Below are 18,343 nucleotides of genomic sequence, written 5' to 3' on the forward strand. Positions count from 1 at the left end.
ACAACAGACCCCATGAAGGTCTTGGGAATCTCACACCAACGGAATTATCAAAAAATATTAGACACCAACAACAAATAAATCAATTAGTAACGTAAATTAGAAAAGTCCAATATCAGCTGTCGGAAAAATGGGGTACTTACAAAACTTCCATTGAATGACTCAATATACGGATTATCTGTTGGTTTTCCCGGTCTGGAGATTACATTATACACTCATTTAGGCAAGTTTTATGGTAAACCGTAAAATTCAACAGATTAAACCTATACTTTTGTTACAACTCTTCGTTAGTTACCAAAGCATGGAAATTGTTTTTATAGAGAAATCTTGCTAAATTAGAAATGGGGATTATTAACCTTGTTGGACTCATTTTAAACGCAAGCGCCCAACATAATTACAGACATTCATTATGAAAAGTTAATGGGAACCTTTTTTATAATTTTGATTTTTATTCTTATCGCTGTAGCTGCTTCAAGTAAAAAAAATAAAAAGAGACAAAAGCAGCAGTATTATGCCCCACGACAGGCTCAAGAGCAACCAACAGCTGGAGAAATGAAAAGCGCAAATCTCTACTACGGTGAAGGTTGGCGTAAATATTTAATTATAAATCATGGCAAATATGAATTGCAGCCGCTCGACTTTTTTGAAATAGCTGCTATAGCATTACGTAAATTGTCTATCAATGAACAGTATGATCTAAAAACAGCATTTAGCGATAAAGATGGAGCACTCCTCCTTTATAATCTCACCTTGCGATTACTACGAAATCGCCAATATAATAGTGAAAATATCTGCAAGGCATATCGGATGGTGATAGATAATTTTCAAAAGCAGCTAAAAGATTCTCAGCAGGATAAGGCGAAATCGCCTCCTATAATAATTACAAATAAAGAAGATATCATCCTTGATAATACTACACCTATCTATCGTTCATTGCCGCCCGAAGATTTATTTTCTAAATATAAGCCAGTAGCCACTCAACCATCTGAATCAAAAATTATAATTCAAGATGGGGAGAGTACAAGTACCAAAAATGTCATTGAAAACAATGCTACTCCCTCTTACGAGCGTTTATCTAACGAAAATTTAAATGCAAATGACGGAGCTGTTGACCGAGAAGGTAATGATCTAAATATTCCGATTCAAGTGCAGGAAATTGAAGCTAATCAACAAGATCATCGTGAAATCGAATCGATTTTAGATGCACTAGTCATTAACAGCATCTCTGAAAGAAAAGAAGCAAATAACGCTATCATAGATATTACTGATCAGCAAGAGGAAATCATACCGAATCGGGAGTATGATTGGGAAAAGAATACTAGCTATCCATCTCAGGATCCTTTGGATATCGACAATATACTAGTTCATTTAGATGCCTCCAATCTATTTGCCACAAAGGAGGAAACTCCAAATAATAATCCTATACAGGATAGTAATCTAGAAAGATTTGAAAGCGGCTATAGCTATGAAGATTACTTACTCGGTAATCGTTATAAAGAGAAAATGCGGCTCTCAAAAGCTCAAGTTGCCCTAGTCAATAAATTAACTGGTGTAAATAATGTGTTTATTGAAGTGGAAGGATGCTGCATAGAAACGATTACGCTCTTTCTCAGTTGTGTCAAAAATTTAAAAGCGACGTTAACCAAAAGGGGAAGTGATTTAAAAATAGAGATTGAGAATCTCTCCGATACTGCACGAAAAATCAATAAAGAAACTAGAGATGGCGAATGGCTGTTTCAAGATTATTATGGCCCAAATCATGTAAATGATTACTTCACGAAACAGGTCTACTACACGATATTTAAACGCGCAGAAAACCTGGTGCGAGAACAATGGGAACATAAACGGAAAATATCCGCAGACTTTATCCAATACTTTAAGGGCCTAAGTGATATTTTTGAAAGACGCATTGGAAACGACGTGAACCTCATATTGGAAAGCTTACGTCCTTCCATCAAAGATCCAGACAAGACGACAGAAATTGAATTGAACAGGCTGAATGTCAAACGTTGGATGCTCAAATTTAATGCAATAAAAAATGGATTGAACAATGAAAATATAGCAGACTTTGTACGGCAAGTTCATAAGCTTTTTGAAGATAATCAACAGAATCCGTCTGCTGAAAATATTTATTATGAAGCTTGCAAGGTGGTCTATCCTATCGACAAACACGAGGCAATCCGGCTTTATCTGCATTATGTGAATGCTGATCTGCTATCTGATAAAATTGATGGTAAGCAACTCACAAAGACAATCTATAAGGCGTTGTTCAAAAATGACCAACACGAACAAGTGTTTAACGATATCATAGGACAACTAAAAGAGGATCGTGATCTCACTGCTGCCATTGATAAAGTAGATTTGATATATACTCCGGTCCGCAAAAAAATAGAATTGAATATCGAAGCTATAAAAATGGTACAGCAGCAGGATAAAAATACCGTTGAGCTCTTAAACAACTACCTGCAAGACGAAGAAGAGCTTGTAGAGAAACCAACGATCGTATATAGCACTCCTACAGAAAAGCCAACAATAGAAAAAGAGACTTTTGAAGTTGAGCCTGATCCGGCTAATCTTTTTATAGACGAAATCGATCTAGCTTTGCATCATCGTGAAATCATAGTTGAATTTACCCGTTCTGAATTCACTCTAACACAAGAACAAATCTCCAATTATTGTGCTGCTAAGGGATTACGATCTGGACCAACAATTAATGATATCAACGAACGCTGCTATGAATTATTGGACGACAACCTAATCGAGGAGCGTGATGATGAATATTTAGACATGAATGAGGATTATTATAAAATGATTATTAAAGCATGAAACTAACAGTAAAACCTAAAGAAGCCACCGCTATTATTAATTCATTACTTAGTGGTGTAGTGCCAAGAATCGGGGTGCAACATATTACCGTAGGACGCTCGGATGAAGTCGATGCATTTATCAAAGCACTGGACGATGTAAAAAATGGCCATAGCATGGTTAAATTCTGGATAGGTGATTTTGGATCAGGAAAATCCTTCATGCTGCATCTCCTAAACACCGTTGCGTTAAAACAAAAATTTGTGGTGTCAACAGCAGACTTCACACCGGATAACCGCTTATATTCAAATGACGGCAAAGCGCTCGTGCTGTATACTGCTATCATGGATAATATTGCAATACAGACAAAACCAGAAGGCGGGGCATTAGCAACGCTACTTGAAAAATGGATTGAACAGGTTGTTGCTAGTACTGCAGCTGAAAACAATCTCTCCCTTGTCGAAATACGGGAAGAACAATATTTGAACCTCGTAAAAAACAAAATCATGCAGTCAATCAATGAACTGACAGATGTCGGCGGATTTGATTTTGCGAGTGTAATCATGAAGTATTACGAAGGGTATATCAATGATGACGAGCTACTGCAACGAAATGCCTTAAGATGGTTAAAAGGCCAATATAAAACGAAGAATGAGGCACGACAGGATCTTGGAGTTCGCGAGGTGATTAACGATTTGAACTTCTACGACATGCTGAAAAATTTCACGGCGCTATTTGTCAGTATGGGTTATAGTGGTTTTATGCTCAATCTTGATGAAGCCATCAATCTCTATAAGATCTCTACATCGACGATGCGCGAAAAGAACTATGAAAAAATCTTGACGATTTATAATGATTGTTTCCAAGGGAAAGTAAGTAACCTGTTTATCAATATAGCAGGTACACGTGAGTTTTTAGAGAATGAACGTCGTGGTTTATTTAGTTATCAAGCTTTAAAATCAAGGTTGGAAACAAACAAGTTTGAGACACGACAAATTCGTGATTTTGCACAGCCCGTGATCCGATTGATGCCGATCGATCATAACGAGATATTTGTTTTGCTCAAAAAGCTTAAAGAGGTCTTTGAATTTCATTACAAAGTGGAAATTGATATTACTGACAGCGAGATTCAGAACTTTATGGAGGAAATGTACAACAAACCTGGTGCAAGTGATTTTCTAACACCAAGGGAAGTAATACGCGATTTCCTAAATATTTTGAGCATCTTACGTCAAAATCCTGAATTAGATAAAGCAACGCTATTTAGCGATATTCAGATCAAAGACGAACGCCCGGTCGATATATTATTAGACAGTATAGAAGAACTATAGTATGGCATTTGAACTGCTCTCTGAACCGATCAGGCGCTATGTAAAAGATAAACGTTGGGAAAGTCTTCGACCGATACAAGTCGCTGCTATCGAAAAAATCATGAAAAGCGATAGCAATGTGATACTGGCTAGCAGAACGGCATCTGGTAAAACGGAGGCTGCCTTCCTCCCTATCTTATCCAAGATAAGTCCGCGGAGCAAGAGTGTTCAGGTCTTGTACATCTCTCCATTAATTGCTTTGATTAATGATCAGTTTGTGCGTATAGAGGATCTCTGCAGTTATCTAGGCGTCAAAGTAACCAAATGGCATGGTGAGGCGAATAGAGCTGCGAAGGAGCACCTCATTAAAGACCCGAATGGTGTCATACTGATTACACCTGAGTCGCTGGAGGCGATGCTGATCAATAAGCCTCAAAATGCTAGAATCTTATTCAACGATCTAAAATACATTAACATTGATGAGATTCATTCGTTTATCGGCACTGATAGAGGAATCCAATTGAAGTCTATATTACACCGCATCCAAAAAGCGGCAGGTGTGAAACCTTCTATTGTAGGTCTATCAGCAACTTTAGGCGATTTCGAAGAAGCCAAATGCATGACCGGCCGGCCCGAAGCGACCGTTGTTCTACGTGACCGGACTGCGAAGGACATAGTAACTTCCTTCCGTTATTTTGAGAGCGGACCAAATCAACTTTCTTTGGAGCTGCTAAAAGATTTATACAAAGAGACCTACAGCAATAAGGTTTTGGTATTTCCAAATAGTCGTGGGCGCGCCGAAGAAGTTGCTGTCAAGCTTAAAAGGATCGCCGAAAAGGTAAAAGGACACACGGCTTACTACTCACACCATTCATCAGTCGATCGCGAGCTTAGAGAATGGATTGAACATTTTGCTAAAACAAATACCTATCATCCATTCGTGATTTCCTGTACCTCAACGCTGGAACTTGGTATTGATATCGGTAGCGTAGAAAAAGTAGTCCAGATAGACGCTACGCATTCCATAGCATCCCTTATACAACGTGTAGGTAGAAGTGGACGCAAGAATGGTCAAGCTAGTTCGTTGTTGTTATATGCAACTGGAAAATGGAGCCTGCTACAATCATTGGCTTGCTGGGAACTCTATAAACAGGAATTCATCGAACCACCATTTGTGGCTTTAAAACCCTTTGATTTATTTGCACATCAATTATTGGCGGTGGTAAAACAATATAGCGGCTTACCCATTTCAGTTTTGAAAACCGAGCTCGAACTAAACTTTACATTTAAGGATATCACCTCCGAAGAGTTTGATGATATTTTAAGCCATCTGATCGAAACCGATATGCTCGAGAAATTGGGGCAAGAGGTCATTATTGGGCTCGAGGGTGAACGCATTGTCAATTCGAGGGACTTCTATTCGGTGTTCGCTACTGAAATACATTTCAAGGTCCTACACGATGGCAAATCTATTGGTGATCTTCCCTCCTCTTCTCCGATCATGATCGAAGACAATATTTTGCTGGCTGCCAAGATTTGGAAAGTTGTCGATATTGACTTTAGAAGTAGAAAAATATTCGTGAAACCGACTAACGATGGGAAGTCTCCAATCTTTGGCGGCGAGCCAGGCAATACACATCCTTTAGTGCGGCAGAAGATGTTGGAACTATTGATGACCCCATCTATACATCCTGAGCTTGATGAAACTTGTACTGCGATACTGGCAGATATGCGCGAGGTGTTTAAAAACGTTCCTGTCGAAAGTTTGGAGGATGATCGCCCTCTCTTAATCGGCGAAAAATCATATAAATTTTACACCTTTCAGGGTTCGAAGATATTTGATACATTAAAATTCATTTTATCTGCAGCTGGGATAGAATTCCGGCACCAAGACGCTTCAGCATCGATCGAAATAGATAAAGAGCAAGGATTTGAATGGTCAGCCCCAAAGCTGCTTGCCGTATTGCAGGATTTAAATCATCATTTAGCATTTCGGATAGATACCAATCCCGCTATATTAAGTTTTGCAAAATGGGCTATACTACTCCCTAAGGATAAGCAGGTCGAGCTCTTGAAAAATCGGAGGTATGATTTCGAAGGAGCGGTGAAGTTTATAAATTCTGTTCGATGGGTTTATATAACATATGAGGATGATCTCACTAGCTTTGGTTTAGACGTATAAATTTAAGTTTGACTATTATGATTATTTCACATATAGTTCTCATAGAGATTGATACGCATAGCTTGACAATAGCCTTAAAATGTAAAGACCTCAAAAGTCTAAAGCTTGATAAATATTTTAATGCCAACTACAGTAAAAGTTTCGCAATCTGCACAAACAGTAAACATTTAGCGTTAAACATAAAATCTGGCATCGAGGCGCTGCTTTTAGATTATATGATTAATGATTTCAATGGAACGACATATAGCATAGCTGCTTTGAATAAAGTGGTAAAAGGTTGCAATTTTTATAAGTCTGAGATTCCAGGCATCGAAATTATCAAGAATATTAAGGATCTAGCAAACTTCGAGATCCCTAATCTCGATACACATAACGGTATCAGAAAGTTCTACGACGACTATAATCTGATTATCAACCAAATAGACGAAATAATAAGTAATGGCGCTGAATTTTCCAAAAACAACAGAAAAGACCAAATATCCATTATACACAACCGAAACTTACCAATTTTAGATCAACTAAATTTCGACTGGGTATATAATAAAGATAACAATATAGTCTTTGACAATATTGGTCTAGCAAGATGGAAACGCGAGGGCCGATTTCCAGAGCATAGACGACTTATAGAGATGAAGTATTTTAGATAGGGTCATTTTTATCCTTGAAAAAAGGAAAACCGTAAACATTTACAACAAACTGGTCCTATTTTGCATGTAATTTTTCAAATTGATTAATTAAAGTGAATCATGAAAAAAATAGATATCACAAATATTGTGCTTAATGAGAATGCTTATTTCTTTACCTCTAAAGGTAAAATCACAAAAAAGTTTATACTAAAAATCTTTCAAGAAGCCAGAGACGAAAAGGATGCACGAAGATCTTATGATCCGCTAATAAAACAATCTCTATTTGAAGGAGGACGAGAGGTGGCAAAATATTCGCTAGATATTTTTGATTTTGACCAAAAGCCCTCTTTCTTAAAGGAACCTCAAGAGCTTTGGGAAACTAAAACTGCACTTTTCTTAATTTTAGAATATAACGAGTATGTGGTAATATTTAGGAAAAATATCTCTGGAATAAAAAGCTTGAAGTCAATAGCAGAGCCTATTGACTATAGCATTTTAGCTAATTTCTATATTGATGATAAGAGCAAATTTGAGAAGATAGTTTCTAATACACTCAATACCGCAGATAATGCAATACAAACAAAAACTGCTGAAGCCATAGATTTAAAAGGTGTAATGACTAGATTCGGTGCGAGTAAGCAGGTAATTTCGGCTATGCGGCTCGATAACGAAGGTGATAAAGCTACCATTTCTTTAAATACATCCAGAGTTAATGCGCTCAAACTTAGACAAGATTTGGAGCCCGTACTTTTTTGGTCCATAAAAATGTGTAATCTTATAACTGCCGCTATAGCAAACAGTAAAATGCATCGCTTTTTAGCCTGTTTTGCTGTACCCATAGATTTTGAGAGAGAAATTCAAACATTAAATCCTAAATTCTTATTATTTAGGTTTAATTCGATTATAGACGAAATCGATAGTGGTTTAATCCAAAGTTTATATCAAGAGGATGAGGAGGGGAAACGATCAGAAGTTAAAATAACTGAAATTATACAATCGTTAGGCGGCCTTATTACGCTAAATAAAGATAGGAATGACTTATATACCGGAAACGGCATTAATGTTCGAGTAAATCAAAAATCGTTAACTGTCAATGGCGATTTTTTTAAAAATCTATTTGTAAAAATTCAAGACGGTTCTATGAATCTAGCAAAATATTTAAATTATCAGAGTCATTACCTAATAACATTTGAAGAACCGGAATACGCCTATACACATCATAAAATTTTTAAAGATCATCGGCTTCTAAATGATTTAGAAATTTTTTTGGATACATTTATTCCAGAACCACTCTTAATAAATGTGACATCTGAAAAAGGTAAGAGTTATACAGAAAATTCTAGCGAATTTGAAAATGATTCATTATTTGGAATAGTCGATAAAATGTTAACGGCAAAACAAAATGTTATTTGTGATGATCTTGGGGTTGAATGGGGAGATTTTATAGCTATACACCACAACGAAATATCATTCTACCACTGTAAGTATAACGATAATGCTCTTTCGGCTTCTTATCTACAGGAAGTTTTCGGTCAGGCACAAAAAAATTTAGGATATTTGGAGTTAAGTGATGAAGATGTGGAATATCGCGAGTCTCGTTGGTCCGATACCTACACATTGAATAAAGTAACTACAAAAATAAAAAGAATAAGAAGGTGTGAAAAGCCTTATATTCCAATACAAAGCATCAAAGAAAGCATTCGAAAAGCTTCGGAGAGCGGTAACCTTAAACGAAGCGTATATGTCGTAATAAATTTTCTTTCAAAAACTGAATTGAGCCTATCATTGCATCGCCTAAAGAACGGAGAAAAATTTGAAAACAAAGGCGTTACATTGCAAATACTTTGGTTTGTGAATGCTGTTCTCTCAAGTGCCAATGAAATTGGGGTCGAATTTAGAGTGATATGTAAACCTTAAATCTCGTTTTTTCAGAAGTTTATCGCTTCCCCTCAATCTGGACGTTTGTTGATCTTAGCTTTATTAAAATACAGTCGTATTTGATGGAAGGTTAGTCACTGCGTTGGTGATACACTTTGTATTTTCAGAAAATAACAGCGGTATCTAGCAAACACTCGTCAAAAACACCGAAATATGATACATATGCGTCCTATACAAAATCATGTTGTGTTTACAGTCTATAATTTCGATAATGCTGCCACCGTCCTCAGGATCAACGTCGGCGAAACGAAATAATAAATAATCGGCGCCGGGGTATCCCTTTCTCGTAATACCCTAATAATTGTACACCGACATAAGTTGGCCTACTTCCTTACCATTGTTAAATCGGTCTTATACATTTACAGCTTTACAGTTTTGGTCAAAAACGTAAAGGAAATATAATCTCACCCTAACTAGCTATATCCAAAACTAAATAATTCCAATCGAATTTATTGTTATTATCTCGTTGGAAAGTTGGGCAATTCTTCTGTTTCCCATATTTCATTAAAAATTCTACAGGTGTAAGTTGCCCTAGCAAAGAATGTGGTCTAACATTATTATACATCCACGCCCAGGCATTAGCGTATTTTCTGATCGCAGTAAGGTTTTCAAACATATAACTGTCCAACACATCCTGCTGAACGTTCTATTGAACCTTTCGATAAGACTATTTTGGGTAGGTTTACCTGGTTGGATATAACACCATTCAATGCCGCTTTGCGAACACCATTGCTGTAAAACCTCTGCTAAAAACTCAGGGCCGTTATCTGACCGTATGCATTCAGGCTTTCCTCGCCATTCTACCAGCTTTTCTAATTCTTTGACCACCCTGGCTGCCGGAAGGCTGGTGTCAACTGTAATAGATAATGCTTCCCGATTAAAATCATCTATAATGTTCAATGTCCGGATGCTCTTCCCCGTAGATAACGTATCGTGCATAAAATCAAGACTCCAAGTAATATTTGGTCCAATGGGACACAATAACGGAGCTTTTACTCGTGCCGGCAAACGTTTCTTGCGCTTGTTGCGTAGATTCAGCCGCATCGAGGTGTAAATACGATATACCCGCTTGTGGTTCCACATAAACTGTAGCTTTCTTAAACGATGATACATCATCCAGAATCCCCAGGTACGATGGAGATCCGCAAGGATGGATAACTGCTCTATTACTTCACTGTCATCGCTGCGCTTGGCTTGATAATCATAAACCGATGTACTGATATTAAACAACATACAGGCCTGACGAAGACTGGTTCCAAACTCCTCACGGGAGTAACCAACAAGCTCGCGCTTCTCGGCAGGCCCTAGAGCTTTTTTTCGATGACATCTTTTAAAACTGTAATCTGTAGAGCTTGTTCGGCAACTATCTTTTTATATTGGGCCAGCTCTCGCTCCATATCCTTCATCTTTTTGAGCTGAGATGCCTCCATACCGGAGTATTTACTTTTCCACGAATAGAATGTTCCCTGACTGATTCCATGCTCACGGCAGATGTCTGACACCGATTGCCCTGATTCCTGAAATGATAAGATCTTGATGATCTGTGATTCACTGAATTTGCTTTTTTTCATTTTTCCTAATTTATAAAACTACATTAATAATCGTAGCTATTTTTAGGGGAGATTACATTTAGTGTTGGTGGTATATTTCAATATGAAAAATCATATTCCTTCAATGCAGAACTTACAAAAATATATTCATATAGCACTCCAAAATTATATGCTATATATAAGCCGCTATCTCCTAATTAGTTAAAAATTGAAAATGGCTACTGTTTCTATGCCATTTTAAATTTTTAGAATTTTCTCTTTATGTAATTTTGACCGCCTTTTTTGGCGGTCAGCTTCATAATAAAAGCTCTATACAGAGCTTTTATTATGAAGCACCTAAGCTAATTTCGAAAACGGATTTATCAAAATTCTTATTTCTCATTACCTTAGACGTACTGAACGAACATTTCCTTCTCCTCGCAGGGCGGCGCATCTGGAATTGCAACAATAAAGTAATATCATAAACTATGATAGTATTTTTGACCCAAATATTTTCAAGTATCCTTAATAAGAGTAAAGTGTATGGATAGTGAAAATACATTGAACAATAAAATGCGGTATAAAATATATCGCATCCATTTTTATTTATCGAAATAATTACGGTGCTAAAATACCTGCTGCTCTAAGTTTTGTTTTAAGATCCCGAAATTCTGTATGCAAGGCCTGTGCTTCCGCCTGTGAATAGGTCACAGAAGGAGTTGTGGCAGTATCTGCGGAAGTCTGACACTGATTTGCAGCTCCGTCCTCAAAACAGTCGTGTCTGGTGTGCAGTAGGATACCATAACTCCAGACTTACAAAATATCAACCGATTGTGATTGGCTTGTATATAGAACATTCCGTCCCGAAGATTGGATAATGGCGGAGATATGGATCAGCCTATTTTTATATTCAATGCTGTGATTACATTATTTTGAACCATATAGGGATTATCTATAATATTATAAACAAACTTTCCAACTGTTGAAAGTGTTGAATGCCGAAAAGTCGGCTCCGTAAGTTACAAATAAAAAAGCCTCCCCTAATCGGCCGGGGAAGCTTGTCAGTTGGCTTACCTACTGATCGGGACCCATAACTTTAATCGGCAGAGATCCATACACATAAAGGTAAGAAATATTTTTTAAATTATGTATTGGTCAATTCGTAAAAAAAGTTGACCAAATCGCATCTGTAGAAAAAATTACATGCCCCCCTATCTCATCAAAAACAATAAAAAAGTTACAAAAAATAAATGCTAGCAGTTTGACACTTATAAGTCTGACTTATATACAAGTAATGCAAATCTGCTAGCAAATTGATCAGTATTGTTACAACGATTGTACAAACTGCTAGCGTCTTTCGATCTCTGAAAAATAACTGAAAAACAACAGCTTTGAGAGAGGGATTTATTTTCGTATCTTGAATAAACATTTATAAAACTAAAAGTAAGAAAAAGTGAAAAAATTGCTAAACGATCTTTTTGAGTCAGCGGCTAGTTGGATTGTTGACTATTTTCCTATCCTGTCAAATATCAATACCGCTTTTTCCCTCAGTAAGCATATAATCGGGTTTATTCGTTTTATAAAGAATAAGAATCTTTTGCAACCCGTTTTCGCTCTATTTTCAAAGGTTATTAATTCGCTTTCATATGAGCTTAATAAATTTTTAAAGAAACGGATTCAAGTTACAGGCTCGTTCAGCAGTGATAACATTACAGGCTGTATCATGATCATTGGGCTGGTTGTATTAATCCCGTCGAGTTTCATTGCTTCATTTTTCACCGGGCTACTGCATTACACTGAACACCAAAATCTGATTTCTGCAGTTTCAATAGCGATGTTATACTTTGGCTCAATTTCAATGTTTGGCTTCTTGCAATATAAAATATTAAAAAGTACCACTACGGCATAAATCACAATTTCACAAGGCGTCCAATCTTGTAAAAAAATTGTTAAACCTGCATTTGCTAAGAAGCAGGTTTAATAGTTTATTAGGCTGCAACATTTATTATAAATGAAATTAGATGGCTAATATATTTGCATCTCTCAACTTTGTCTTTAAATCACGAAGCTCCTCCAATATACTTTCTACTTCGGACTGATTGTAAGCTGGGCCTGGGGTTACTGCCGAATTTGACGATGATAATGCCTGCTTATTTACAGGATGCCATCCTAATCCTTCACCTGTAGGAGTGTAATACTGGACATAATGCGTGGTGTTGGATGAAAGATTGGGAGTAAAGATCGACATACTTCTTGAGAAAGTTGCTCCTCCAAACGTAAACACCGCACCACCCGAGGCTATCGGATAACCAGTATGTCCTGAGATCTGTATAGTTGTACTTGAGATTGTGCCTGCTATCGGCGTGCCCAACAATCGCGATCCATCAGCAGAACCTAAATAAACTCCCTCAGCGCTTACTACTTTTCCGTACGGTATTTCTTTCCATATCGAACTGTCGGAGCCTTTGACTAAGGCCACCCAACCTAAAATTGAAGATGAATTGTCATGATAGACAATATCGCCTTTTTTATAGTTACCGGAATTAGGAGGCTCGACCGCATAAAGCTTACCATCAGCAAAGACACTTATATTGCCGGTGCTCCCCGCCCCTTCCAATGAAATTATTTTGAGCGATTTAACTCTTGTATTATTAAGTCCAGAGATTATTACTCTGAGTTTTTTAACGCTATTTGCAACTGAGATAGCTCTAACTGAGCTCTTAACTTTCAAAACTCCTCCTTCAGAGTAATCTGTGGCTCCATTTACACCATATGTATTCACATCTGTAGTAGTCAGTACACCAAATATATTCTCTGCAGCGGGTAATGTATTGCCATTGTCATCATAGGCGTAATAAAAAAGTTTACTTGGTGTTGCGTTTAGATCTTTTTCGTCGGGATATATTGCGAAGCGCTTACATTTTTCTGTGTCAACTTCTAAAAACAGACCTCCTCCACTTGGTATCTTAAGATATCCATCGCTGTCTATTCCATAGTACTGAGGCAGACTATTGGGCGGTAAGTCTCTAAAGGTAGCCCCTGCACTATTGACCCTACCAAAGTTTTTAATCTGAAATCTACCTGTGGAATCATATGGAACAATATTTTGAGCGAATAACCCTGAATCAAAAACAATATTATTACGATATACGCTTTCTTTTTGAGCCAAACTCCGTCGGGATACAACACTATTACCTTGTTTTGAATTACTTAAGTCTTCCAAAAAAGTTGAATCTTGCAGGTTCGATTCACCAATTGTACCCGCAGGCACGACGATAGTCAAAATGGCTAGGTTACTTTGGCCATTTATTACTTGTAGAAATGTCGGCTGTTGCGACGATTTAAAGTTACTCTCGTGTCTAAAGTTATCGAAGACATTTAGGCTGCCATTTTTGATTTGTACAGGGATTCCTCTATATTGGTCTTCAGTGTCTATGTGTATTAATCCTTCTATAATACCGCAATCGAATGTCAGTGATTCTGGAGCATATCCCTGAGATCCTTGAAAACCTATTCTTATACCAATCCGGTTAAATGCTTTCGTGGCGGTGAAGCTCGAATTGCCAACTCGCCCATATATAGTTGTTACCGTCGAGGTAATATAACCGCTTGAATCACCTAAAGGAGAATACGAGGTATAATCAGCATGAATTCTGTTGTCAGACAGATTTCCCAAATTGATCTTTGAGTAAGCAAATCCGGCATTATGTCCTTTAAACTGAACCCCGACGTCAAATCCTTGACATTCGACAATATTAATTGTACTCCTTATCATATTGTTCATTCGAATACCAATAAACTCCTGCTCATTCCAAATTATCGTCTTGTTTCTAACATTAAGCTTATAGTTTCTATTTGTTGTTGTAAGCCTTTCGCTGTCGCTATAATCGCCGATGTCTAAAAATGTTCCTCCTGAATGATCGCTTCCAGCATATATTAACGGTGCGTCTAAGGTTATATCATATCCGCTTCCAAATCTTAGCCTACCATTAACAGCATATCCAAGGTAGGGATTGGATGTATTCGGAAAAATAATCTGAAACTTATACGAAACACTACGGGCAATTGAAGTGACACTGTTAGCGTAGCGAATGATATTCATAATACAAGATGTATTGTCAAAATAGCTGGTTATTGCATCCTTAAAATCTGCTTTGCATCCAAAGTAAAGAGCATTAATATCTCCAACAAACCTATGTTGAAGTTTAATATTGCCTGCCTGAACAACACTACCGCCATCATCTGCTCCAGGATCAGCAGTAGTTGATCCGAGATAGTACATAATCGGAGCCGGAGTGTCTCCTTTCTCATAATACCCTAGTAATTCTACGCCTTCATAGGTGCCTGCGTGTAGCTCGCTGATTTCACTTGCAGATAGATTGCGCATCGCATCCATCGTCTCCTTAATTAAAAATTGATTTGCCATATTTCTTTGATCTAAATGATATAGGCAAAGCTATTGCGGATTGGATGGATATTTTACAAAAAGAAGAGCTATGTAGGCGGTATATGGAAGATACCGAAAAATCGACTCCGTAAGCTACAAATAAAGAAGCCTCCCCTAATCGGCCGGGGAAGCTTGTCAGTTGGCTTACCTACTGATCGGGACCATAACTTTAATCGGCAGAGGTCCACACACTTAAAGGTAAGAAAATATTTTAAAATTCTTATTGGTCAATTCGTAGAAAAAGTTGATCAAATCGCAACTGTGGAAAAAATGACATGCTCCCCTTGTGTCTCATTAAAGACAATAAAAAAGTTACAAAAAATAAATGCTAGCAGTTTGATACTTATAAATCTGACTTATATAGCTAATGCAAAATATGTTTGCGAATTGGTCAGTATTTTGATAAGGATAGTAAAAACTGCTAGCATCTCCCAATAACTGAAAAACAACAGCTTTGAGCGAGGGATCTCTTTTCCTATCTTAAATAAACATTTATAAAACTAAAAGTAAGAAAAAATGAAAAAACTGCTAAACGATCTTTTTGAGTCAGCGGCTAGTTGGATTGTTGACTATTTTCCTATCCTGTCAAATATCAATACTGTCCAATCAACTCATTGCTAATTTATCGATTGTATTAAAGTTGACGAGTTCGATTTTATAAAATATAAAGCCTGATATTAAATATCATAGAATAATAAACCTGAGCCAATTAATATTAGAAATTTGCAATTGAAAATATTAATTGTCATTGAGCCTCAAACCTATACAAGTCAGAAGGATTCCGTTTAGACGGCGTTCTACGTGACGAGATGAAGACGGGTGAAGGATATAGGTCATTACTGCTCATGTCTATTCTGGAGTCTGAATACACATAACTGCACTTTAATAGAAATTTTATTATCTTTGTACCCAATTAAGGATACATAGCATATGTTTTTTCTTTCCGCATAAATACCATATCGCAATTTTGCTTCTCTATCCCCTGAGAAGCCGGGATACTGTCTAGGCAAATAGAGTTTGATTGAACCATTGCCAAAAGACAACTTCCAGATTCGGTATGGGAAAATCTCAGTTTTATTCAATTAGTTAATTTTTGATAACCCGATGTCGGTCTGTCAGCTGATGGATGGACTATTTACAACCATTTTTGAGATGAATATTTATCCGAAAAATTTTGAACATAAAATAGATTTCGATTCAGTACGTGAATACGTTAAAGAAAAGTGCATGAGTCCTTTGGGAATTGACAAGGTAAACGCCATGAATTTCTCAACCGACTTCGAAACCATCGAACGTTGGTTAACGCAAACCGAAGAGTTTTCACAAATCATAAACAACAAAGAAAGCTTCCCTACGGAAAACTATATTGACATCCGCGATACGCTTAAACAAGTCGAAATGGATAACGCCTTTTGGTTGTCTGAAAAGGAAATCCCACAATTATCCGATTCACTGGAGACGATTGTCCGCATCGTAGAGTTTTTGAATGACAAATGCCGAAATCAGTCCGGTACGATAAAATACCCCGAACTGAAAAAACTGGCTGATGAAATAAAAACATTTCCATCCATCATTGAAAAAGCAAATTCGATTTTGGATAAGTCCGGCCAAATAAAAGACAATGCCTCCAAATTATTGAACACCATCAGAAAAAACAAGATTGATGCAGAGAAAGATATAACCAAAGCCATGGCCGTTGCACTCCGTACAGCACAGGCGCAGGGCATCATAGGCAGAGATATCCAAGCCGATATGCGAGGTGGGCATTACCTTATCCCGGTGACGGCTACTAACAAAAGGAAAATCAAAGGGGTAGTTCGTGACAGCTCCGGTAGTGGAAAAACATTCTTTATAGAACCCGAGGCGGTAGTCGAGGCGTCTAATCGCTTGCGGGAATTGCAAAATGATGAACGAAAAGAGATTGCCCGAATATTGATTGAGTTTACGAACCTGATTAGACCGGAAGCAACGGATATTTTAAAATCATACGACTTCCTCGGAACGATTGATTTTATTCAGGCAAAAGCATCATTTGCTATACGTATCAAAGCTATAAAACCCGTATTTGAGAACAGACAAAATATGGAATGGAATAATGCTGTACATCCCTTATTGGACATTGAACTGCGACAACACAAAAAACAGGCACATCCATTGAATATCTATCTGACTAAACAGGATAGAATTTTGATTGTATCGGGTGTGAATGCCGGAGGAAAATCCCTTTGCCTGAAAACGGTGGCGTTACTACAGTACATGCTACAGTGCGGATTATTAATTCCGGTACAAGACGGTTCAAAAGCGGGTGTTTTCGACCGTATATTCATGGATATAGGCGACGGTCAGAGTATGGAAAACAGTTTGAGTACATATACTTCGCATTTGACCAATATGAAGTTTTTTGTTGAGCATAACGACGACAGAACTCTTCTTTTGATTGATGAGTTTGGAGGCGGAACCGAACCCCAAATCGGAGGGGCAATAGCCGAAACACTTTTGGAACGTTTCAACAACAAAAAAAGCTTTGGATTGATTACCACACATTTCCAGAACTTGAAGCATTTTGCATACAAGACAGATGGTGTAATAAATGGAGCGATGCTGTACGATTCCGAAAACAACCGCCCAATGTACAAGCTTTCGATAGGAAATCCGGGAAGTTCATTTGCTATAGAAGTAGCCCGAAGAATAGGTTTGGACGAGAGTATTATTTCTGATGCTTCGTGCAAGATTGGTGAAGAATTTATGAATATGGATAACTTTTTACAATCTATAGCGAAAGACAAGCTGTATTGGGAACATAAGCGGGGAGAAATAGTCAAAACTGAAACTGCTCCTATAGAACCAACGCATCCTGCAATTGTTGTCACAGTTAATGAGATAAGAAGCATGAAAGTTGGCGATAAAGTTCGTCTATCGGGGCAATCCGCTGTTGGAACAATATCCGAGATAAAAGGCAGTGAAGCTATCGTTTTCTTTGGCACTATCAAAAGCAAGATTAAACTAAATCGTTTGGTTTTCGAGAGTAAGGATTAAAATGGATGAAACCGTATCTATCTGCGATGCGGTTTCTTTATTTGGCACAAAAGCAATAGTTAAAATTACAGAAACAACTTCACTGAAATGGCATTTTCATTACAGCTTTACTAGGGCTAAAAACTAAATGAGTTAGAATCCCTTCCTTGTCATTACTTCTCTGCTACCAGTTAGCGCCTGATATGATGTGATAGGTGATAAAACCATCGCTGATGTGATATTGGACCGTATAGAACATGACGCGTATAGAATTGAAATGAATGGAGAATCAATGAGAAAAAAGTGATCTGTTCACCTTGAAAACAAACAGATTAGATACTTATTAATTATTATTTTTGATGACTCTACTCCCACAGCACCAAAGCTAGCTCCGCCCGAAAATTAAGTCGTCTATTTGTCACGGAATCGCACGGTTCAGTATATCCGAAATCTAGGAGGGTCTGCAGTTGTTGCTGCTAGTTGGTTCCAAAATG

9 protein-coding genes and 2 pseudogenes are annotated in these 18,343 nt (G+C 37.5%); 8 read left to right on the forward strand and 3 right to left on the reverse strand.

Translation table 11 applies throughout. The annotated features are described in order from the left end of the window. Positions 1-83 precede the first annotated feature (83 nt). Positions 84-212, reverse strand: coding sequence for an integrase core domain-containing protein (locus K7A41_RS23725; RefSeq protein WP_416221939.1), 129 nt, complete (start codon positions 210-212; stop codon positions 84-86). Between the two features lie 205 nt (positions 213-417). Here K7A41_RS23725 and K7A41_RS01630 point away from each other — a divergent pair, with 205 nt between their 5' ends. The 5 genes from K7A41_RS01630 to K7A41_RS01650 all read left to right on the forward strand — a co-directional run bounded on the left by K7A41_RS01630 (position 418) and on the right by K7A41_RS01650 (position 8,837). Further along, the gene (locus tag K7A41_RS01630; RefSeq protein ID WP_265712309.1) at positions 418-2,823 is read left to right on the forward strand and encodes a tellurite resistance TerB C-terminal domain-containing protein; all 2,406 of its coding nucleotides are present in this window, start codon (positions 418-420) and stop codon (positions 2,821-2,823) included. Then, positions 2,820-4,133, forward strand: a complete 1,314-nt coding sequence (locus K7A41_RS01635) for an ATP-binding protein (protein ID WP_265712310.1) — start codon at positions 2,820-2,822, stop codon at positions 4,131-4,133. The genes K7A41_RS01630 and K7A41_RS01635 overlap by 4 nt, the downstream gene beginning before the upstream one ends. A gap of 1 nt (position 4,134) precedes the next feature. Further along, entirely contained in the window at positions 4,135-6,294 is a 2,160-nt protein-coding gene (locus K7A41_RS01640) for a DEAD/DEAH box helicase (protein WP_265712311.1), read from the forward strand. A gap of 215 nt (positions 6,295-6,509) precedes the next feature. Next, positions 6,510-6,941 carry a hypothetical protein gene (locus K7A41_RS01645; protein WP_265712312.1) on the forward strand — a complete coding sequence of 144 codons (432 nt, stop codon included), beginning with the start codon at positions 6,510-6,512 and terminating at the stop codon, positions 6,939-6,941. A 99-nt stretch (positions 6,942-7,040) separates the two neighbouring features. Continuing rightward, complete coding sequence (locus tag K7A41_RS01650; RefSeq protein ID WP_265712313.1) at positions 7,041-8,837, forward strand: hypothetical protein; 1,797 nt, start codon at positions 7,041-7,043, stop codon at positions 8,835-8,837. A gap of 450 nt (positions 8,838-9,287) precedes the next feature. Here K7A41_RS01650 and K7A41_RS01655 read toward each other — a convergent pair. Beyond that, positions 9,288-10,429 (reverse strand): annotated as a pseudogene (locus K7A41_RS01655) (IS3 family transposase). Positions 10,430-11,840: 1,411 nt separating this feature from the next. On the opposite strand from K7A41_RS01655, the gene K7A41_RS01660 reads away from it, so the two are divergent. Further along, positions 11,841-12,296 carry a hypothetical protein gene (locus K7A41_RS01660; RefSeq protein ID WP_265712314.1) on the forward strand — a complete coding sequence of 152 codons (456 nt, stop codon included), beginning with the start codon at positions 11,841-11,843 and terminating at the stop codon, positions 12,294-12,296. Between the two features lie 108 nt (positions 12,297-12,404). Here K7A41_RS01660 and K7A41_RS01665 read toward each other — a convergent pair whose 3' ends face one another. Further along, positions 12,405-14,813: a hypothetical protein gene (locus tag K7A41_RS01665; protein WP_265712315.1), complete on the reverse strand. Its 2,409-nt coding sequence runs from the start codon at positions 14,811-14,813 to the stop codon at positions 12,405-12,407. Between the two features lie 1,173 nt (positions 14,814-15,986). Here K7A41_RS01665 and K7A41_RS01670 point away from each other — a divergent pair. After that, complete coding sequence (locus K7A41_RS01670; RefSeq protein WP_265712316.1) at positions 15,987-17,870, forward strand: endonuclease MutS2; 1,884 nt, start codon at positions 15,987-15,989, stop codon at positions 17,868-17,870. Positions 17,871-18,051: 181 nt separating this feature from the next. Next, a pseudogene (locus K7A41_RS01675) lies at positions 18,052-18,156 on the forward strand (ATP-binding protein); the annotation flags it as partial. Positions 18,157-18,343: the final 187 nt, after the last annotated feature.

This window comes from Sphingobacterium sp. InxBP1 (genome assembly GCF_026191775.1).
In the GTDB taxonomy this organism is placed as follows: Bacteria; Bacteroidota; Bacteroidia; order Sphingobacteriales; family Sphingobacteriaceae; genus Sphingobacterium; species Sphingobacterium thalpophilum.

Coding starts and splice junctions, on each gene's coding strand:
- K7A41_RS01670 (WP_265712316.1), top strand. CDS start 15,987: ATGAATATTTATCCGAAAAATTTTGAACATAAAATAGATTTCGATTCA.
- K7A41_RS01640 (WP_265712311.1), top strand. CDS start 4,135: ATGGCATTTGAACTGCTCTCTGAACCGATCAGGCGCTATGTAAAAGAT.
- K7A41_RS01650 (WP_265712313.1), top strand. CDS start 7,041: ATGAAAAAAATAGATATCACAAATATTGTGCTTAATGAGAATGCTTAT.
- K7A41_RS01645 (WP_265712312.1), top strand. CDS start 6,510: ATGATTAATGATTTCAATGGAACGACATATAGCATAGCTGCTTTGAAT.
- K7A41_RS01635 (WP_265712310.1), top strand. CDS start 2,820: ATGAAACTAACAGTAAAACCTAAAGAAGCCACCGCTATTATTAATTCA.
- K7A41_RS01665 (WP_265712315.1), bottom strand. CDS start 14,813: ATGGCAAATCAATTTTTAATTAAGGAGACGATGGATGCGATGCGCAAT.
- K7A41_RS01630 (WP_265712309.1), top strand. CDS start 418: ATGGGAACCTTTTTTATAATTTTGATTTTTATTCTTATCGCTGTAGCT.